General features: G+C 66.6%; 14 protein-coding genes and 1 pseudogene. 10 read left to right on the top strand and 5 right to left on the bottom strand.

Features of this window, described 5'->3' with window-relative positions:
• Positions 1 to 6: 6 nt before the first annotated feature.
• On the bottom strand, positions 7 to 333 hold the full coding sequence (locus VIP82_RS05655) for a WhiB family transcriptional regulator (RefSeq protein ID WP_163616798.1): 327 nt from the start codon (positions 331 to 333) through the stop codon (positions 7 to 9).
• A gap of 183 nt (positions 334 to 516) precedes the next feature.
• Positions 517 to 1,665: a mannose-6-phosphate isomerase, class I gene (gene manA / locus VIP82_RS05650; RefSeq protein ID WP_331906514.1), complete on the bottom strand. Its 1,149-nt coding sequence runs from the start codon at positions 1,663 to 1,665 to the stop codon at positions 517 to 519.
• An 84-nt stretch (positions 1,666 to 1,749) separates the two neighbouring features.
• Between manA and VIP82_RS05645 the strand changes: the two genes are divergently transcribed.
• The 9 genes and pseudogenes from VIP82_RS05645 to VIP82_RS05610 all read left to right on the top strand — a co-directional run bounded on the left by VIP82_RS05645 (position 1,750) and on the right by VIP82_RS05610 (position 16,160).
• Entirely contained in the window at positions 1,750 to 3,249 is a 1,500-nt protein-coding gene (locus VIP82_RS05645) for an O-antigen ligase family protein (RefSeq protein ID WP_331906512.1), read from the top strand.
• Positions 3,246 to 4,586, top strand: coding sequence for an O-antigen ligase family protein (locus VIP82_RS05640; RefSeq protein WP_331906510.1), 1,341 nt, complete (start codon positions 3,246 to 3,248; stop codon positions 4,584 to 4,586). Before VIP82_RS05645 ends, VIP82_RS05640 begins: the two co-directional genes overlap by 4 nt.
• Before the next feature lie 132 nt (positions 4,587 to 4,718).
• A complete protein-coding gene (locus VIP82_RS05635) occupies positions 4,719 to 6,773 on the top strand; it encodes an acyltransferase family protein (RefSeq protein WP_331906508.1) in 2,055 nt (684 codons plus the stop codon).
• Positions 6,774 to 6,951: 178 nt separating this feature from the next.
• On the top strand, positions 6,952 to 9,195 hold the full coding sequence (locus VIP82_RS05630) for a CDP-glycerol glycerophosphotransferase family protein (RefSeq protein WP_331906538.1): 2,244 nt from the start codon (positions 6,952 to 6,954) through the stop codon (positions 9,193 to 9,195).
• Positions 9,192 to 11,861, top strand: coding sequence for a bifunctional glycosyltransferase/CDP-glycerol:glycerophosphate glycerophosphotransferase (locus tag VIP82_RS05625; protein ID WP_331906506.1), 2,670 nt, complete (start codon positions 9,192 to 9,194; stop codon positions 11,859 to 11,861). Before VIP82_RS05630 ends, VIP82_RS05625 begins: the two co-directional genes overlap by 4 nt.
• A pseudogene (locus VIP82_RS23015) lies at positions 11,851 to 12,237 on the top strand (glycosyltransferase family 2 protein); the annotation flags it as partial. The gene VIP82_RS05625 and the pseudogene VIP82_RS23015, both read left to right, overlap by 11 nt.
• A gap of 252 nt (positions 12,238 to 12,489) precedes the next feature.
• Positions 12,490 to 13,686, top strand: a complete 1,197-nt coding sequence (locus tag VIP82_RS05620; RefSeq protein ID WP_331906504.1) for a hypothetical protein — start codon at positions 12,490 to 12,492, stop codon at positions 13,684 to 13,686.
• On the top strand, positions 13,683 to 15,116 hold the full coding sequence (locus VIP82_RS05615; protein ID WP_331906502.1) for an SDR family NAD(P)-dependent oxidoreductase: 1,434 nt from the start codon (positions 13,683 to 13,685) through the stop codon (positions 15,114 to 15,116). The genes VIP82_RS05620 and VIP82_RS05615 overlap by 4 nt, the downstream gene beginning before the upstream one ends.
• 60 nt (positions 15,117 to 15,176) lie before the next feature.
• Positions 15,177 to 16,160, top strand: coding sequence for a glycosyltransferase family 2 protein (locus VIP82_RS05610; RefSeq protein ID WP_331906500.1), 984 nt, complete (start codon positions 15,177 to 15,179; stop codon positions 16,158 to 16,160).
• A 3-nt stretch (positions 16,161 to 16,163) separates the two neighbouring features.
• Here VIP82_RS05610 and VIP82_RS05605 read toward each other — a convergent pair whose 3' ends face one another.
• Genes VIP82_RS05605 through glf form a run of 3 tightly spaced genes read right to left on the bottom strand, consistent with a single transcriptional unit; the run spans position 16,164 to position 18,879 of the window.
• Complete coding sequence (locus VIP82_RS05605; RefSeq protein WP_331906498.1) at positions 16,164 to 16,913, bottom strand: ABC transporter ATP-binding protein; 750 nt, start codon at positions 16,911 to 16,913, stop codon at positions 16,164 to 16,166.
• Complete coding sequence (locus VIP82_RS05600; RefSeq protein WP_331906496.1) at positions 16,913 to 17,719, bottom strand: ABC transporter permease; 807 nt, start codon at positions 17,717 to 17,719, stop codon at positions 16,913 to 16,915. The genes VIP82_RS05605 and VIP82_RS05600 overlap by 1 nt, the downstream gene beginning before the upstream one ends.
• 23 nt (positions 17,720 to 17,742) lie before the next feature.
• The gene (gene glf, locus VIP82_RS05595) at positions 17,743 to 18,879 is read right to left on the bottom strand and encodes a UDP-galactopyranose mutase (protein ID WP_331906494.1); all 1,137 of its coding nucleotides are present in this window, start codon (positions 18,877 to 18,879) and stop codon (positions 17,743 to 17,745) included.
• A gap of 154 nt (positions 18,880 to 19,033) precedes the next feature.
• Here glf and VIP82_RS05590 point away from each other — a divergent pair, with 154 nt between their 5' ends.
• Positions 19,034 to 19,924, top strand: coding sequence for a glycosyltransferase (locus tag VIP82_RS05590; RefSeq protein ID WP_331906492.1), 891 nt, complete (start codon positions 19,034 to 19,036; stop codon positions 19,922 to 19,924).
• Positions 19,925 to 19,975: the final 51 nt, after the last annotated feature.

Below are 19,975 nucleotides of genomic sequence, written 5' to 3'. Positions count from 1 at the left end.
TGCGTTTCAGCCCGCTCGACGCTTCAGCTTGCGACGCTCGCGCTCGCTGAGACCGCCCCAGATGCCGAACCTCTCGTCGTTCTGCAGCGCATATTCGAGGCATTCGCCTCGCACGTCACACGACGTGCAGATGCGCTTCGCATCACGCGTGGAGCCGCCCTTCTCGGGGAAGAACGCCTCCGGATCGGTCTGCGCACACAGTGCGTCGGTCTGCCATGCGAGCGGATTGTCCTCTTCCGCGTCGATGTTGCGGCGAACCCCCGGTACCCCCAGTTGAACCGGATCGACGAACCAGTCGTCGGGAACGCCGGAACGGTATTGAGAAACCGTCATGTCGTTCTCACCCCCCGTGATCCTGCTCCACGCTGGTGCGTGTACGGATAATTACACCCGTGTAGTTCACCGAGGTCAAGTCGCAGATAGTAAATGCTCAACCACCTCTTGAACCTTCACGACGCGCCGACGGCGTGTCGCGCTGTGGTAACGGTCCGATGAGAAAGCGATGAGCCGGTGACGTCAGCGTCCCGGGAGGGCGATGAAGAGCTCACCCTGACCGACCACACGGAGCCCGCCTTCGTCCGGAGTGACGAGCACGGCCGCCCCGGGAACGAGAGTCGACACCGCGCCTGAGGCGAGTCCGGCGACGTCGGGCGATCCGCCGGCGGCGACCGCGATCGCCGGTCCTGCGAGCGGGACCTCGACCCCCTCACGCGTCGGCGAGACGGCGAGGAGGGCGAAGTCCGACACCGGCACGTCGTACTGTCCGATGCCTTCCCCGATCGCACGCGCCCGGATCACCGGCGGCAGTCCCGGCGTCGGGTCGAGCACGCTCACGAGCTCGGCCGCGTCGACGTGCTTCGGTGTCAGGCCACCGCGCAGCACGTTGTCGCTTGCGGCCATGAGCTCCACACCCAGCCCGTCGAGGTAGGCGTGCAGGACGCCGGCCGGCACGAACAGCCCTTCGCCGCGATGCAACGTCACGAGGTTCATCAGCAGCGCCACGACGATGCCGGGATCGCCGGGGAAGGCGGCATCCAGCGTGCGAGCGAGCTCCAGCTCGGCGGCGAACTCGTCGGACTCGGCCGAGACCGCGGCGGCGATGACGTCGCGCGCGACGTCGGCCCCGTCCGACAGGAGCCATCCGATGACCGCCGAAAGCGAGGCATCGGTTTCTTCGAGCCGCCCTGCGAGCGGAGCCGCACCGGGTCCGAGTGCGGCGACGAGACGGCGGGTGGCGTCGAGCTCGCGCAGGCCCGCGAGCGCCCGGAAGGTGTCGCTGAGCGCGACGATCAGCTCGGGCTTGTGGTTGGCGTCGCGATACGTGCGGTCTGCGGCGTCGCGCGGGATCCCGGCGGCCTCCTCGCGCGCGAAGCCGGCCTCGGCCTGCGCCCTCGACGGGTGCGCCTGAATGGAGAGAGCGGATGCCGCCGCGAGCAGTTTCAGCAGATAAGGCAGCGGCGCGTCGATTCCCACCGACGCTCCGTCCTCGGCGATCCAGCGGTCGAGCGTACGGCCGTCGGGGGTCTCGGACGGGTCGCCTGGGTGATCCCCGAACCACACCTCCGCCTCAGCGCGGCCGGACGCCTCGCGGCCCTCGAGTTCGGCGAGCAGGGAGAGCGAGCCCCACGCATAATCACGGGGGTCGTTGGCAAGCGGGATCAGCACCCGAACAGCCTAGCGACGCGGCCGTCGCAGACCCCGCCCGCTCCCCCGCTGATCGCCCGGGCCGCCGGGGTACGCTGTGAGGCGATGGCCGTCCACTCCAAGCACCCGGCATCGGCGCCGCCGGGCCCGCCGGTCCGCGAGAAGACCGGCCACCTCATGCTGCGCGGCTGGTGCATCTTCGTGCTGTTCATGTCGCTGTCGGGCACCGCCTGGGTGCACGCGTTCGGCCAGCTCACCGCCACCGTCGTCACTATCGCCGGCGGCGTGCTGTCGGCCGTGCTGTGGATCGTCCTGCACCCACCCGTCCAGTGGCGCCGTCTGCCGTGGTTCGTCGTCGCCTACGTCGTGTGGGCGACGCTCTCGCTCGCCTGGTCGGCCTGGCCGCAGGCGACCGCGCTCACGTTGCTGCTCCTGTACATCACAACTCTTCAGGCGCTGTTCATCGGCAGCGTGCTCACCTGGCGCGAACTCGTCCGCGCGATCGCGTCGGCGCTCAAGTGGGTGCTTGCCCTGTCGATCCTCTTCGAACTGTGGGTCGCCGTCTTCATCGGCCAACCGGTCATGCCGGGATTCGTGGTCGAGAAGGCCGACGACCCGATCGAGTACTGGTCGCGCAACAACCTGTTCGACTTCCCCGGGCGGCTCCAGGGCATCATGGGCAACGCCAACCTGCTCGCGCCGGTCGCCCTGCTCGCGATCGTCGTCTTCGCGATCCGCCTGGCCGCCGGTGCGCCGCGCCGCACGTTCCTGTGGATCTGGATGGCGCTGTCGGCCTACCTCTTCGTCCGCGCATCGTCGGCGACCGCGTATCTCGCGGCCGCCGCGGTCGCCATCGTCCTCATCACCGTGCTCCTCATGCGTCGCGCGACCAGGCCGGGCGAACGGACCAAGTACTACGTGGCGTACGCCGCGGTCGGGATCGGCGGTCTCCTCGGGCTGTGGCTGCTGCGCGACACCATCTTCACCGCCCTCGGCCGCAGCGCAGACCTCACCGGACGGGAGGGCATCTGGGAGGCCGTGCTGGCTCGCGCCGCGGAGCGCCCGTGGGCCGGCTGGGGGTTCTCGACCCCGTGGGTGCCTTCGGATCCGGCTTTCGACGAGTGGATCATCGACCACGGCCAGACCGTGCTGCAGGCCCACAACATGTGGGTCGATGTCGCGATGCAGCTCGGCATCATCGGCGTCGTGCTCCTCGCGGTCCTCTACTTCGCCTTCGTGTGGCGGGCGTGGTTCTTCGCCGTCGATCGGCCGCGCTGGGATCTCCGTGCCGACCGCCCGTACTCGCCGCTGACGTTGCTGCCGACGCTCGTGGGCGCGATCCTGCTCGTGCAGGGTCTCGCCGAGTCCACCCCCCTCCTGCTGTGGGGTTGGCTCTTCGTCGTCATGCTCGGCGCGAAGATCAAGCAGTCGCCGCACGTCGGCGTGGGCCCCGCCGAGCAGAGCGCCGCGATCGAGCGCGGCGACGCCGTCGAGCCGGACGAGTCCACGGGACCGCGGCTGCCGGCACGCCCGCCCCGAGGGTCCGCGCGCCGCTCCGAGACGAGCGGGGTCACCGCGGGCGACCCGGCGGGATCCGACGCGTGACCGACACGCCGCGGTCCGCATCGCCTGGATGGCTGGGCGCACTGCTGGACTCGGCATCCTTCGCGCGCGCCTTCACGCTCGTCGTCTTCGCCACCGTCTTCTCGGCGTTCGCGATCGAGCGGATCGCCGGCCCCGTCACCTACGTGACCATCGTGGCCGGGCTCTGCATCCTGGGTCTCGCGGTCATGGTGGCACGCCGGCGCGAGATCTCGCTGCTGCGGCTGGTGCCGACCACGGTGCTGATCTTCATCGCGTGGGCGTTCGCCAGCATCGTCTGGAGCAGCGAGACGAGCGCGTCGTTCTGGAGCTGGGTGTCGATGGCGGCGCTGGCATTCCTCGCCGTCGTCATCGGGCACGTGCGCGACACCCTGCAGACCGTCCGCGCGCTCGGCGACGTGCTGCGAGTGCTCCTCGGCGTCTCCCTCGCACTGGAGGTGCTGTCGGGGGTCCTCCTCGACGTGCCGTTCGCCTTCCTCGGCATCCAGGGCAACCTCGCCCAGCTCGGCCCGGTGCAGGGCATCTTCGGCACGCGCAACCTGCTCGGGTTCGTCGCCGTCATCGCGCTCATCACCTTCCTCATCGAGTACCGCACGCAGTCGGTGCGCCCGGGAGTCTCGGTGGCCTCCGTCGTGCTGGCAGGAGGCCTGGCCGCGCTGAGCGACTCCCCCACCGTGGTCGTTCTCGCCCTCGGCGTCGGGCTCGCCGTCGGAGCCCTCGCCCTCGTGCGGCACGCCCGACCGGAACGCCGCGCGGGCCTGCAGCTCGCACTCGGAGCCCTCGTCGTCATCGGGGTGTTCGTGGGCTATGCGGCGCGGCATCCGATCATCGCGCTGCTCGGCGCCGGCACCGACTTCTCGATGCGCGTCGAGCTGTGGAACTTCATGGTCGACATCCTCCGCCAGAAGCCCGTGCAGGGCTTCGGCTGGTTCGGCGTCTGGGACCAGCAGGAGTACCCGTTCAACGCGATCAACTTCTGGCTCGACAAGAACCACGCCAGCGGCCTCAACGCCTACTTCGACGTCGCGCTGCAGCTCGGCTGGGTCGGCCTGGTGCTGTTCCTGGCGCTGGCGGCGTTGGCGCTGGCGCGTTCCTGGCTCGTCGCCGGCGAGCGCCGCTCGGTCGTCTACGCCTGGACGCCGCTCATCCTCGTCACCCTCCTCATCGACTCCATGTTCGAGAGCTTCGCACTCACGGGCCTCGGGTGGCTGACGCTCGTGCTGTGCGCCGTGCGAGCGGGCCAGTCCCGCTCGTGGCGCGAGAACCTCGACAGCGGAACGGATGCCGGCGGGGGCGCAGCGGGAGACTCGGGGCTGCCCCACGCCCAGGGAGAGGACTGAGACACCCTTTCCACATGCGTCAAGAGGACTCGCTCAGGACGGTTACGATCGTGAGGCGTTCGCACGAGCGGCACCGCTGGGGTGTGCCGACTCCCTGACCACGGTGGACTGCGGCGCGACTGGGAGACATTCTTGGCGTCGACACTCGCTGAGCCGTCGGCGCGCCCTTCGACTGCGCACGCGCCCTCCGGATTCATCCCGGAGATCGAGGGCATCCGCGGTCTGGCTCTCACGCTGGTCGTGCTCTTCCACGTGTTCGGCAACGGGCGCGTCTCGGGCGGGGTCGATGTCTTCCTCTTCATCACGGGATATCTGCTCACGCGCTCGCTGGTCGCGCGCGCCGGTCAGCAGCGGATCGAGCTCCGTCGCCAGTACGCGCGATCGCTCTCCCGGCTCGTGCCCGCAGCCGCCGTCGTCCTCGCCGCCGTGGGGATCGGAGCGTGGCTGTTCGCGCCCCGCACCCAATGGATCCAGACGGCGCACGAGATCATGGCCTCCGCCCTCTACTACGAGAACTGGGAGCTGATCGAGTCTCAGCTCGCATACGGTGCCGCCGGACCTTCGACGAGCCCACTGCAGCACTTCTGGTCCCTGTCGGTCCAAGGCCAATTCCTCCTGATCTGGCCATTGGTGGTGGTCGGCATCGCAATGGTCACCCGTTCCCGCGCCGTCGCCCTCCGACGGGTGGTGCTGTGGGTCGCGATAGCCGTGTCGATCATGTCGTTCGGCTACGCCGTGTGGCTCGGCGCGTTCGACCAGCAGGTCGCCTACCTCTCCTCGTTCACGCGCGCGTGGGAGATCAGCGCCGGTGCCGTCGCGGCGATCGCCATGGGGCGGCTCTCGATCCCGCATCGCTGGAAGGCGATCCTGGGCTGGATCGGCCTCCTCATGATCGTCTCCTGCGGATTCCTGATCGATGGCGCATCGTCCTTTCCGGGGCCGCTGGCCCTCTGGCCGATCGTCGGGGTCCTTCTGATGGTGATCGGTTCGGGGGCGGCCGGCCGCGCAACCACTGGCCACCTTCTGTTGACGAGGCCGGTTCTCGCCATCGCGGGGATGTCTTACGCGCTGTATTTGTGGCATTGGCCCGTCCTCGTCTTCTACATCCAGAGCCAGCACCAGACGCGTGTAGGGTGGCGCGGCGCCATCGTCGTCCTCGCGATCTCCCTGGCACTGGCGTGGGCCACGCAGCGGTTCATCGTGAACCCCCTCATTGGCGACGCGCAGCGTACGCGAGGCGGCGCTCGGCTCATCGCGATGGCCACCATCGCGCTGATGATCGCCGGGGCCGCCTGGTCGGCCGCGGCACTGCTCGAGCGCGAAAGGGATTCGAATCTCGCGCTCGCCGCTCAGTCGGGGCCGGATCATCCCGGTGCCATCGCCGGTGTCGGCGCATCGACCGAATGGGAGGTGCCATTCGTCCCAGCGCCCGACGCGGCCGAGAAGGACCTGCCTGCCGTCTACTCCGAGGGGTGTGTTCAGAACTACCGGGGCGACGTCAAGTACGACGCCGTGGAGATCTGCGAACCGTACGGCCCGGCGGACGCGACGAAGACGATCGTGATGTCGGGAGGCTCGCACGTCATCCAGTGGCTTCCCGCGCTGGCCGAGATCGCCGACCAGGAGGGCTGGCACATCATCGTCGTCGACAAGGACGGCTGCCGGCTCTCCGATCCCGATCTGGACGAGGGACTCGGTCGCTCATGCTCGGTCTGGAACCGGGCCGCACTCACGACCATCGAGTCGCTCGAGCCCGATGCCGTGTTCACCGTGGCGACGAGAACGCCTGAAGACGACACCGGCGAGACCTTCAACCCGGCGCAGGCCGATCGGTGGCTTCAACTCGTAGACCTCGGGATCCCCGTGGTCGCGATCCGCGACACCCCCCGTTTCACGGTCGACATCCCGACGTGCATCTCACGCTCGGAACACCTCGAAGCCTGCGCGCGCGCGCGAAACGAGATCTTCGCGAAACGGACACCGGTGGATCCCGCAGTGCTGGACAACGAGATGGTGGCGTTGCCGGATCTGACCGACCAGTTCTGCACTTCGTCGAGCTGTGGGCCGATCGTCGGCAACGTCTTGATCTACCGCGACCGGGACCACATGACAGCGACCTACGCGCGAACGCTGGCGCCCGCGCTGCGCGCGGCCCTTGCCGCGTCGGCGCCGTGGCTCTTCGACTGAGTTGCCTGAGAGGCTTCCCATACAACGGTGTATCCAAACTCTTATGATCTGTGTCATCCCCTCGTCAACCCACAGTGAGTGAACAGTGCGTGAAGTTCTCCGTGGTTCGCGTCTTCTTCGCGCGCTCCGCTTCCTGCCCTACCGCGTGTCCTATGCCGTCGCCTCCGCGCTGACGCCGATGCGCCGGGACCGAATTCTCTTCCTCTCCGATTCGCATGCCGATTTCGACGGCAACATGGCATTTGTGCGCGACGGCCTCATCGCGCGGTATCCCGGGGCAGACATCCGTGCGGTCTTCAAGTCGTCGCTGGGGTCCCGCCGACCCCTTGTCGACGCGCTGCGACTGCCGATCCTGCTCGCCACGAGTCGCGTGGTCGTCGTCGACGACTTCTACCCCCTGATCTACCCCATCCGTCTGCGTCGAGGGACGCGATTGGTGCAGGTGTGGCACGCGGCCGGGGCATTCAAACGTGTCGGTCACAGCCGAGCCGGCCTACCGGGCGGCCCGACGCCGGGAAGCGACATCCATCGGAACTACACCGATGCATACGTGAGCTCGGAGGGAATCCGCTCCCATTACGCCGAGGCCTTCGGGATCGACCTGGCGCGCGTGAGAGCACTCGGGGTGCCACGCACCGACTTCTTCCACGACATGGCCGCTGTCTCATCGGCACGGGCCCGCGTTCGCAGCAGACTCGGGATCGCCCCTGATCACCGGCTGGTCCTCTTCGCGCCGACATTCCGTGGCAACGGACAGCTCAGCGCGCACACCGGCGAGAGCGCCGACTGGAGCCAGGTGGCCCGCGAGCTGGGTGGTGGCTGGCAGGTCGCCATTCGGAATCACCCCTTCGCCACTCGTGCGGGCGCGACAGTGCCCGTCGGACTGATCGACGCCTCCGGGATCGAAGACATGAACGAGCTCCTCGCGGCGGCCGACGTTCTCGTGACCGACTACTCCTCGGCGATCTTCGAGTACGCGCTTCTCCGACGGCCCATCGTGTTCTTCACCCCAGACCTCGAGGATTACGCGACGACGCGCGCCTTCTACCGCCCGTTCGCCGAATACGCGATCGGACCCACGACCGAGTCCGAGGCCGAGCTCGCGCGGCTGATCACGCACGCGCGCGTCGATGAGGCTGCGTACGACAGGTTCCTCATGGAATTCTGCGGATCACTGGATGGTCGATCCACCGCGCGCGTCGTCGACGACATCGCGCACCACCTCGCGGGAGGCCGCACCGCCCGGCCGACTCTCATCCGAGTCCTGAAGCTCCACCTTGTCGCCGCCCACGCTGCGCGCGCTGCTCTCTCCATCGCGAGCGCGCTGATGCGGTTCTTACCACGACGCCGGAAGGTCACGATGCTGACCCGGGAACACAATCGCGTTCCCCTCGACTTCATCCTCCTCGAGAGGGCGATCCGTCATCGCGATCCCGACATCGAGGTCAAGGTCATCGCGCGCATGATCCCGCCTGGCATCATCCCGAAGATCGGCTACGCGCTTCATCTGCTGGTGGAGACATATCACGTGGCCACGTCACGCGCACTGATCGTCGACGGCTATTCGATCGTCGCGAGCGTAGCCCGGCACGCTGACGGTCTGACGATCGTACAGATCTGGCACGCTCTGGGCTCGCTCAAGAAATTCGGGCGAAGCATCCTCGGCCGTCAAGAGGGCCGGGACCCCCGGGTGGCGAGAGCGTTGCGCATGCACGAGAACTACGATTTCGTGCTGACGAGCGCAGAAGCGTGCCGCGGACCGTACGCGGAGGCCTTCGGCGTGGACCAGTCACAGGTACTGGTTGCACCGCTTCCCCGCGTCGACTACCTCCGTGATCCGGAGGCGCGTGCTCGCGCGCGAGCACGCTTCGCAAAGGCCCACCCCGAAGCCTCTCGCCCCATCGCGCTCTTCGCTCCCACCTTCCGCGCGCATGGCACCCCGCCCGGCATCGATCCGGTGCACCTCACGCGGGCTCTCGCTGGTATCGGCTACACCACCGTCACGAAGCTTCATCCCATCCTCGGAGAGATGGATCACCCCGAGCTCACTGTGGCCATCGGAATGTCGACCCAGGACCTGCTTCATGTCGCTGACGTCTTCATCACGGACTACTCGTCGGCGGTGTTCGAAGCGGCTGTCGCGAGTGTCCCGTCGTACCTCCTGGCGCCGGACCTCGACCAGTATTCGGTGTCGCGCGATTTCTATGTCGACTATCAGACGGCGCTCGGACTCCCCTTCGCGCGCACGATCGATGAGCTCGTGAGGTCTGTCGAGAACGGTGCAGCGACGGAGGAGCAGTTGAACGAGCTGCGCCGGCGCTTCGTCGCCGACTCTCCCACAGCCGCTGCCACAGCCGCCGCTGACGAACTTGCCGCCCTTGCCGAGGGCTGGAGCACCTCTCGGATCGGAGAGCCGACATGACCCCGACATTCACGGTGATCAGCCCGATGTACAACGTCGCGCGATACCTCGGAGAGTACTTCTCGTCGCTCGAGTCCCAGACCTACGGCATCGAGAAGCTCGAGATCGTGCTCGTCGACGACGGATCCGATGACGACACCCACGCCACGGCGAGCGAGTTCGCCGCCCGCCATCCCGACACCGTCACAGTCCTCACGCAGGAGAACGGCGGCCAGGCGTCAGCCCGCAACCTCGGTCTGAGTGTGGCTACCGGCGAATGGGTGACGTTCCCGGATCCTGACGACGTGCTCGCGCCGGACTATTTCGAGCGCGTCGCCGCCTTCATGACATCGTCCGGCGGTCGCGGCGCCGATATGTACACCACACGCATGCTTCTCTGGCACGAGGCGGACAACACCGTCACGGCCGATCATGCCCTCGACTTCCGCTTCGACGCCGGCACGCGCCGGATCCACCTGGCGCGCGATCCACGGATCGTGCAGGCTCACGTCACGACCGGCTTCATGCGACGCGACCGTATCGCCAGCCATGCGATCGCATTCGAGGAAAGGCTGCGCTACCGCTTCGAGGACGGCCTCTTCGTCACCCGCTACCTCCTGGCCGATGCAGATCCCGTGGTGGGCATCGTCGCCGAGTCGGAGTATCGATATCGCCAACGCGCGGACAGTTCGTCGACGATTCAGCAGTCCGTCTCTCAGCCTGCGAAGTACGTCGATCCCATCCGCTATGGCTTCCTCGACATCGCGGCCGGTCCAGAGCTCGCCGAGTCGGGGCTCCCGCGATGGGTGCAGAACCTGTTCCTCTATGACCAGCTCTGGATCTTCCGCAGCTCGCAGACGGCAGCAGTACGCCACGCGAGGTTCCCCGACTCGATGTACGACCAGCTCGGCGATCTCTACGCCCGCTGGCTCAGTCACATCGACGAAGCCGCCATCATCGGGTTCGATCTCATGCCGGTGGCGCAGTGGATGCGAGACGCTCTCCTGCTGCTGAAGCGGGGCAGGGGCCACTCGACGCCCTACCTCGCATCGGTGGACAAGCATCGGGATCTCGTGCAGATCAACTATCGCTATGTCGGTCGGGCCCCACATGAGTCGATCCGCGTGAGCGGCGAAACGGCGGAAGCGCATTTCACCAAGGACTACGATCTCGAGCTCGTCGGGCGACCGATCATCCATCAGCGCACCCTGTGGATCTCGGCTGCGGGGCCGATCGAAATCGACCTCGACGGCGTGCACCAGCGGATCGGCCTGAGTGAGGCGAACCAGCAGGTGTACACGATCCACCGCACCCTCATCGAGAAGCGGATCGGTGCACGCCGCGTGGAGAACCCGGTCGACAGCCTGCCCGGTTGGCTCGGCCCGCTTCACCACCCGGCGACGGTCGCCCGGCGGAAGTGGCACACCATGCGACGCGTCGGATTCGGGACCGCCGCTCGCGCATGGGCGACGCGTGCGGCCACCCGGGTCGCTCTCAAGTCCACTCGCCTGCGCCGCCGATTCGGCAACGCGTGGGTCATCATGGACCGCGACGTGGACGCGAACGACAGCGGCGAGGTGCTGTACCGCTGGATCGCCGAGCACCACCGAGAGGTCAACGCGTGGTTCGTCGTCCGTCGCAACACGAGCGACTGGAAGCGACTGCGGCGCGAGGGGTTCCGGCTGATCCCGTACGGCTCAGCCCGATTCTTCGCGCTCATGATGAACGCGACGCACGTCGCGTCGAGTCATGCCGATCGCTTCATCACGGATGCCGTGCCTGCGAAGTACGGAAAGCCCTCCTATTCGTTCACCTTCCTCCAGCACGGCGTCATCAAGGGTGACATCTCCCGATGGCTGAACGCGAAGACGTTCTCCACGTTCGTCGTCTCGACCTGCGACGAGTTCGACTATGTGAGTGGCCCCGGGCCATTCAAGTTCAGTGGCCGAGAGGTGCGGCTGTGCGGCCTGCCGCGGTTCGACGACCTCCTCGAGCGAGACGAGAACACACCCGCGTCTCAGCGCGATCTCGTGCTCATCATGCCCACGTGGCGTGACCACCTCCTGGGAGCCATGGGCTCGACGTCGGCGGAGCGGATGCCCGTGGGCGATATCCGCGACACGCTGTACGTGCAATCGATCCGGATGCTGCTGCACAGTGAAGACCTGCGTCGAACTGCGGAGCGGCACGCGTGCCGGCTCGTCTTCATGCCCCACCCCAACATGCGTGACCATCTCGACGCGTTCGACGTGCCGCCGCACGTCCAGATCCTCTCCTACGCCGACGCGAATGTCCGCGACATCATCGCGCGGGCGCGAGTGATGGTCACGGACTACTCGTCCATCGCGTTCAACATGGGCTACTTGCAGCGGCCCGTCGTGTACTACCAGTTCGACGCGCACGAGTACTACCGCAACCACACCGAGCGCCCCGGCTACTTCGACTACGCCACCCACGGCTTCGGCCCGGTCACGGAGACCGCGGACGAGGCGGCGGCGGCGGTCGGCGCAGCGCTGGACGGCGACCTCGACTCGAAGTACGCCGCCCGCGCGGCTGCAACCTTTCCGGTACGCGACGGGCAGAACAGCCGGCGCGTCTACGAGGCGATGCTCGCGAGTCGTCAGCCCGTCTCCATCGGCAGAGCCACCAAGGCCGCCGCACACGAGACCTGGTCTCGTGAAGGCTGAGCCAGTCGGCCTGTCGCTGGTGGTGCCGGTGTTCGATGTCCGCGAATACCTGCCCGCGTTCCTCGATTCGCTGGGCCGGCAGCGTACCGAAGGATGCGACCTGGAGGTCGTCTTCGTCGACGACGGCTCGACCGATGACAGCCCGGACCTCATAGAGGACTGGGTGCGCCGTCATCCACACATGGGTGCGCGACTGATCCGACAGCCCAACCAGGGAGTGAGTGCGGCCCGCAACCGCGGGCTCGATGCGGCGACGCGCGAGTGGATCTCGTTCCCCGACCCTGACGATGCCCTCGCCGACGGATATCTCCAGGCAGTCCGCCGGTTCCTTTCGACTCACGGATCCCGGATCGACGCGGCCACTGCAGCGATCCTCAGGATCGACGAAGGTCGCCAACGGGTTCGAGACATCCATCCGCTGAGAACACGCTTCTCGCGCGGGTCACGTGTCGTCGACCTCTCACAGGAGCCCGACGTCATCCTCCTCAACGTCGCGACCGCATTCTTCCCCCGATCACGGTTGATCAGTGCCGGCATCCGCTTCACGGTGGGGCTTCATGCGTCCGAGGATGCACTGTTCGTCGCCGACTGGTTCCTCTCGCTCAGCCGGGCTCCGCAGGTGGGGCTCGTGGCCGGCGCGCGTTATCTCTACCGGAGGCGAGCCGCTGGGACCTCTGCGGTGGACGGATACCGTCGCCGCCCGGCAACCTACATCGATCGGTTCCGGGACGGGTACTTGCCCCGGTTGCAGCACGCCCGCCTCGGGGCTGCTCCGGTGTGGTTGCAGCACGTCCTCCTCTACGAGTACCGGTGGCTGTTCGATGCCCAGACACGCGGCTCCACTTACGGTGCCGCACTCGACGACGGGCAGCGCGCGGAAGTGCTTCGCGTGACACGCGCGTGCCTGCAGTACGTGGACAACGCGGCAATCGACGGGTACAACGCGACTCCGCTCGGCCTTGAGACGAGGTTCCTGCTCCGCGCGCTCAAGGGCGGTGACCTCCCGCCGGCGGGACCGTTTGTGACCCGTGTCCGGCAGGACCGCGTCGAATGCCGATGGATGACCGTGGCGGGTGCTCCGCCACCGCCAATCGCCCCCGACGCCAAGCGTCGCGTTCCCGACTACTTCGGCCAGAAGCACATCGTCGAGTGGATCGCGTGGTTGCCGCGCTCCGCTGTGGATCCCCGAGCGGCCATCCTGCCGGCCGGGGCATCGCTCGCACGATGGAGTCCGCTCTCTCGTCAGCGCTCGTCCCTATCCTGGCGTGCTCGATCCATCGTCCGGCACGCACGAGCCACCTGGGCGAGCCGCATCGGTGCACTTCGGCTCGTCGCCGCGCTGAGAACTCGGGATCTGTGGGTGATCGTTCCCACCGGACTTCCGGCGCGCACGGTTGCGGAGCTGACCGCTCGCGCGCGTCTGCACGGCCGCGTACTCGTCACGCTGCCGATAGCCGCGACGGCTTCGTTGGGCGCGATCTCCCGCCGGCAGGTGCTGACGATGCTGAACGCTGCCGTTGTCATCAGTTCCGCCGCCCTCGCAGAGAAGGTGGCGGTCAGCCATCCCCAGGGGACGCACCGACGCTGGCTCGGCGTCGCGATCTTGGATCGCGCGCTCGGACGCGCCGAAACGGCCTCATTGGAATCCGCGGCGGTGGATCTGATCGCAGCGACGACCCTCGATCTGGCGGCCACCGCCATCGCCCCTGACTCGAACTTGGGCTACGCCCCCGCGGATGTCGTCACCGCTGCACCCGAGGTCGTCATCGCCTCGATCGAGGAGCGGCTGAGAACATCCACCCGAAGGAAGAGAAGCCCGATATGACCACCAAGCCTCGAACCGTCGCGGTGATCCTCGCAGGCGGCATCGGCGTGCGCGTCGGCCTGGGCATCCCCAAGCAGCTCATCAAGATCGCGGGGAAAGCGATCGTCGAGCACACGGTCGAGATCATGAACGCCAGCCCATACATCGACGAGGTCATGATCGTCATGAACGCCGGCGCGATCCATGAACTCGACTCGCTGCTGGATTCGGAACGGTTCCCCAAGCTGAGCCGCATCATCCCTGGCGGGGCCACGCGGAATGACTCGACTCAGGCGGCTCTTGCCGTGCTGGGCGACGATGCCGAGACCAAGGTGCTCTTCCACGATGCTGTCAGGCCGTTCGTGGACGACCGGATCCTGCGTGATTGCGTCGATGCACTCGACGATTACGACGCCGTCGACACCGCCATCGCTTCGGCCGACACCATCATCGAAGTCGACTCCGCCTCGCACATCACCGCGATCCCGGAGAGGTCGCAACTCCGACGAGGGCAGACCCCCCAGGCATTCCGCCTCGGCACGATCAAACGTGCGTACGAGCTCGCGGGCGAGGACAGATCATTCCACGCGACGGACGACTGCGGCGTCGTCTTCACCTACCTCCCCGATGTGCCGATCTTCGTGGTGGACGGCACGGCTCAGAACATGAAGGTGACCGAGCCGATCGATGTGCACATCGCCGACAAGCTGTTCCAGCTGCAGTCGGAGAGCCTGTCCGCTGAAACGGAGGATCTGCCCGACCTCTCCGACAAGGTTCTTGTGGTGTTCGGCGGAAGCTACGGCATCGGTCGGAGCATCGTCGAACTCGCGCGAGAGTGCGGTGCGCGCGTCCATGAGTTCAGCCGCTCGACGACGCAGACCGATGTACGCTCCCGTGGGCTCGTCAAGCGCGCGCTCAAGGATGTCTTCGAGGCCGAGGGGAGGATCGACGCGGTCGTCCTGACCGCCGGGATGCTGCAGATGGGCGCATTGACCGACACCAAGATCCGTGATGTCGAGACGACGATCGAGACCAACTTCCTGGCCCCGGTGATCGTCTCACGTGCCGCTCACAAGTATCTCACCGCAACCCAAGGGCAGGTCCTGCTCTTCACGTCCAGCTCATACACTCGCGGGCGCGCCAACTACGGCGTCTACTCGGCGAGCAAAGCCGCCGTCGTGAACCTCACTCAGGCGCTTGCCGAGGAATGGACCGCGAGCGGTGTGCGGATCAACTGCATCAACCCGCAGCGTACGCGCACGCCGATGCGGTCATCCGCGTTCGGCACGGAGCCGGTGTCGAGCCTGCTCGAGCCGGAGCATGTGGCAGAGGTCAGCCTCCGCGTACTGGCGTCGTCGATGACCGGCCAGGTCGTGACGGTGCGCGTGGAGCGGGCCGTGGCCGCGGCCGCTCGCGCAAGGCTGACCGGGGCTGACACCCCGACCAGGTAGGCTTTGCACTCGGCCGACGCATCTACGGCCCCTCTACTTCGCACTCGGAGAATCTCCCCTGTGACCTCTGTGCCCACGTCCCCTTTCGATCCCGCTACTGCGACGATCGCCGTCGTGACCTACAACCGCTCGGGACTTCTCAGGCGCCTGCTCACGAGCCTCATCGAGATGGATCCCAAGCCCGGGCACATCGTCGTGATCGACAACGCGTCGACCGACGACACGACCGATGTCGTCGAGTCGTTCCGTGAGAGCCTCGAGCCCGCAACCCTCGTGTACCGCCGCATGGAGACCAACACCGGCGGCTCCGGCGGGTTCAGCGAGGGAATGCGCGTCGCCTACGAACTCGGCTCGCAGTGGATCTGGCTGATGGACGACGACGTCGAGGTGCTCCCCGACGGGCTCGCGAAGATGGGCAAGTGGGCGCCCCGGTTCAAGAGCATCCAGGGCCGCCGGTACGACTACGACGGCAGCGCCTTCTACTGGCAGTACCGTGTCGCCGAGCCGCTGGCCATCCCCATTCCCTTCGCCCCCGCGGAGTTCGACGATTCCGGCTACAAGCCGATGAACTCGGGATGCTTCGAGGGGATGTTCATCCACCGCGACATCGTTCAGCAGATCGGTCTGCCCGACCCCCGGTTCTTCATCTACTGGGACGACCAGATGTACGGCTGGCTCGCCTCGCGCAAGACGACGTCGGTCATCGTCGACGAGTTCGTGCTGCGGCGCACGCGTGAGATCAAGCAGTGGGACATGGGCATCCGCCACATGAACGCCTCGAGCAACGCCTACCGCTACTACATCATGCGCAACCGGGCATACATCAAGAAGTACTACCGCACACTGGGCGTCTACAACCCGGTCCTGTTCGGAGTGGGCACGAGCCTGACGTTCGGCAAGGAGCTGATCCGCCTGCTGTTCGTCGAGCGCACCGTGCGGGGAACGTCGAACCTCTTCCGCGGTCTGCGGGACGGACGCAAGATCGCGAAGGACGCCTCGTGGCAGCCGATGCCGCCGCTTCAGGCGGCGACGGCGGAGGCCTGACCCTCAGGAACCAGTCGGATAGTCCGCGTTGTAGCGGTCGAGCACCTCGTTGATCGAGGCATCCATCGCCAGTCGATGCTTGTCGAGATACAGACCGCGCGTGCAGAAACGGCGCAGGTCGCGCTCACTGTGCGACACGAAGAACAGCGTGCGCCCATCGGCCAGCAGCTCGTCGATGCGCCGGTAGCACTTCTCGCGGAACGCCTTGTCGCCCACGGCCAGCACCTCGTCGACCAGCAGAATCGGTTCCTCGAGCTGCGACACGACAGCGAACGCCAGCCGCACCTTCATGCCGTTGCTGAGGTGTTTGTAGGGGGTGTCGATGAAGTCCTCGAGCTCGGCGAAGTCGATGATGCCGTCGAAGCGGCGCGAGACCTCTGCCTTCGACATCCCATGCAGTCCAGAGGTGAGGCGCACATTCTCGCGCACAGTGAGGTCGCCGACGAACCCGCCGGTGATCTCGATCAATGGCGCCACACCCCCGTTGACGGAGACGGTTCCTTCGTCGGCGAGAAGTACGCCCGCGACGAGCTTGAGGAGCGTCGATTTGCCCTGCCCGTTGCGGCCGACGACGCCGATCGACTCGCCCGGCTTCACGTCGAAGCTGACGTCGCGCAGCGCCCAGAACTCCCCGGGCTTCGAGCGTCGCGACGAGTCGGAGAACAGGTCCTTGATGCTGCGGCGCCCCCGCCGATTCCGCCGGAACCGGACGCCGAGGCCCTGCACCTCGATCGCGAGACCGGATGCCGTCATCACAGCTCCTTCAGGACGGGACGCTCGAGCCGCCGGAACGTGAAGATCCCGAGCGCGAGGAAGAGGAATGACATGATCGCGCCGATCCCGATGACCCAGGCATCCCACTCGTCGGCGAAGAACCCGACGCGGTAGAGGGCGAAGATCCCGGAGAGCGGATTGAATGCCGCAAGCGTCTCGAACGCTCCGGGCAGGTCTTCAACCCCGTAGATCACCGGCGACGCATAGAACAGTGCGCGCAGGATGAGCTTCGTCGTGCGCTCCAAGTCGCTCCAGATGACGCACAGAGGAGCGACCAGCAGCCCGAGGCCGACGAGGAGGACAGTCTGGAGCAGGATGGCGACCGGGACCCAGAGCAGTCCCGAGTTCAGCTGAGCGGGAATCTCCGTGAACTGCGAGATGACGACGAAGAGCGCCAGCACGGGAAGGGAGCAGAGGAACTCGACCCCCTTGGACAGCACGATGCGGTTGACCCAGATGGACCGCGGGATCGCGGTCGAACGCACGAGCCGGGCATCCTTGTTGAACGCACGGGTGAAGTCCGACACCGACGAGTTGAACCAGACCCACGGCAGCAGCGCGGTGATGAGGAAGACGATGTACGGCTCATGCCCGACCGTGCGCTGGAAGACCTGCGTGAACACGAACCAGTAGATCGCACTCATGACGAGCGGATCAAGCACCGACCACAGGTAGCCCAGCGCGCTCGTGGAGTAGCGCACCTTGAGATCGCGCGCGGACAGCAGCCACAGCGAGTGGAGGTAGCGCCGGGGCGATCCGGGGGCGCCGACGGCGGCTGTGGTCACGGTGACGAGTCTATGCGGGCGCGTCACGCCAGCTGGTTGTTCCACATCGACAGCGCCGAGCCGATGGCCATATGCATGTCGAGGTACTGGTATGTGCCCAGCCGGCCTCCGAACAGCACGTCCTGCTCCCCCTTCGCGAGCTCGCGGTACGCGATCAGTCCCGCCCGATCCTGTGGGGTGTTGACCGGATAGTACGGCTCATCGTCGTGCGACGCGAAGCGCGAGAACTCGCGCATGATCACGGTCTTGTCGGTCGGATAGCGGTCCGCCCGCTCAGGGTGGAAGTGCTTGAATTCATGGATGCGCGTATACGGGACTTCCGCGTCGGCGTAATTCATGACCGGAGTGCCCTGGAAGTCACCGACTTCGAGTACCTCTTGCTCGAAGTCGAGCGTCCGCCATGACAGAGCGCCTTCGGCGTAGTCGAAGTAGCGATCGACGGGGCCCGTGTACACGATGGGCACCTGCCCCACCGTGGCGTTCTTGCTGAGGGGCTGCCCCTCATCGAAGAAGTCGGTGTCGAGCTTCACATCGATGTTGGGGTGGTCGGCCATCCGTTCCAGCCAGGCGGTATAGCCGTCCGCGGGCAACCCCTCCCACGTGTCGTTGAAGTAGCGGTTGTCGTAGTTGTAGCGGACCGGGAGCCTGCTGATGACCTCGGCCGGCAGGTCCTTCGGGTCGGTCTGCCACTGCTTGCCCGTGTAGTCGCGGATGAATGCTTCGTAGAGAGGTCGCCCGATGAGGGCGATCGCCTTCTCTTCGAGGTTCGCAGCATCCTTCGTGTCGAACTCCCCGGCCAGCTCATGCACCAGCATCCGCGCTTCCGCGGGCGAATAGGCCGCCTGGAAGAACTGGTTGATCGTGCCGAGGTTGATCGGCAGCGGGAACACGACGCCCTTGTGGTTCGTGTAGACGCGGTGCACGTAGTCGGTGAATGTCGTGAACCGGTTCACGTACTCCCAGACGCCCGGGTTGGAGGTGTGGAAGAGGTGCGCACCGTATCGGTGGACCTCGATCCCCGTCGTGGGTTCGGCTTCACTGTACGCATTCCCGCCGATGTGGCGGCGGCGGTCGATCACCGTGACCTTCCGCCCGGAAGCCGCGGCTCGCTCCGCAATGGTCAGGCCGAAGAATCCGGAGCCGACGATGAGCAGATCCATGCGGCAGGCACTTTCTGGTCGGTCTAACCGGGCGCTTTGCGCGGTCGGCGGAACTCACCGCCGACCTGGAAGTCTACGCACGCCGGAGGGCCCTCCGAGAATCGCCCGCGACGCCAGCGCGACTCTCAGGCTGATCTCGTAGGCTCGTCGCGCCATGACACACGAGATCTTCGTACCCTTCTGGGGCGACCCCGGTCTGCTCTATCTGACTGTCGAGTCCGTCCGTGCCCAGCACAATCCCGACTGGCGACTCATCGTCATAGACGACTGCTACCCGGACGAGACGGTCGCGGAGTGGTTCGCCGAGCTCGACGACGAACGGGTCACGTATGTGCGCAACGAGGTGAACCTCGGCATCACCGAGAACTACCGTGAGGCGATCCGACAGGCGACATCGGATCACATCACCATCCTCGGCTGCGACGACCTTCTGCAGGCGAACTATCTCGACGTGATCTTCGCGACCATCGCCGCAGTCCCCGACGCCGACGTCATTCAACCCGGCGTCGAGGTGATCGACGAGCACGGGGTGGTCGTACGGCCCCTCGTGGACCGCGTCAAGACCGGCCTCCTCGCCCCTCGCAACGGGCAGGGCGTCGCCGTCCTCCGTGGTGAGGCCATGGCGACGAGCCTCATCAGAGGCGACTGGCTCTACTGGCCCTCTCTCACCTTCCGCACTGAGACGCTCCGGCGAATCGATTTCCGCGAGGGCCTGCCCATCATCCAGGACCTCGCGCTGTTGATGGATGTCGCGTTCGAGGGCGGGTGCTTGGCGTACAACCCCACGCTGGCTTTCTCGTATCGGCGCCACGGCGCGAGCGCTTCGCAGAAGACGCTCCTGGACGGTCGTCGTTTCCGCGACGAACGCATCTACTACGCGCAGGCGCGCGCGCTCGCGAACTCCAAGGGATGGCGACGGACAGCAACCACGGCGCGCATGCGCGTGATGTCCCGACTGCATGGCGTCGCGGAACTTCCAGGGGTGATCAGGCACGGATCTGCCGCCGGGCTACAATCGACGCTGGCGCATATCTTCGCCCTCTAGACTCGCGCGCGGCGATCAGAACGCGCGTCCCCTTCTTCCAGGAGACCACGC

The sequence above is a fragment of the Microbacterium sp. genome, from assembly GCF_036566905.1.
Classification (GTDB): domain Bacteria; phylum Actinomycetota; class Actinomycetes; order Actinomycetales; family Microbacteriaceae; genus Microbacterium.
Note: the sequence above shows the minus strand (reverse complement) of the source record. Positions and strands in the feature narration are given on the sequence as shown.

Coding starts and splice junctions, on each gene's coding strand:
- VIP82_RS05655 (WP_163616798.1), bottom strand. CDS start 333: ATGACGGTTTCTCAATACCGTTCCGGCGTTCCCGACGACTGGTTCGTC.
- VIP82_RS05645 (WP_331906512.1), top strand. CDS start 1,750: ATGGCCGTCCACTCCAAGCACCCGGCATCGGCGCCGCCGGGCCCGCCG.
- VIP82_RS05630 (WP_331906538.1), top strand. CDS start 6,952: ATGCGCCGGGACCGAATTCTCTTCCTCTCCGATTCGCATGCCGATTTC.
- VIP82_RS05625 (WP_331906506.1), top strand. CDS start 9,192: ATGACCCCGACATTCACGGTGATCAGCCCGATGTACAACGTCGCGCGA.
- VIP82_RS05615 (WP_331906502.1), top strand. CDS start 13,683: ATGACCACCAAGCCTCGAACCGTCGCGGTGATCCTCGCAGGCGGCATC.
- VIP82_RS05605 (WP_331906498.1), bottom strand. CDS start 16,913: ATGACGGCATCCGGTCTCGCGATCGAGGTGCAGGGCCTCGGCGTCCGG.
- glf (WP_331906494.1), bottom strand. CDS start 18,879: ATGGATCTGCTCATCGTCGGCTCCGGATTCTTCGGCCTGACCATTGCG.
- VIP82_RS05590 (WP_331906492.1), top strand. CDS start 19,034: ATGACACACGAGATCTTCGTACCCTTCTGGGGCGACCCCGGTCTGCTC.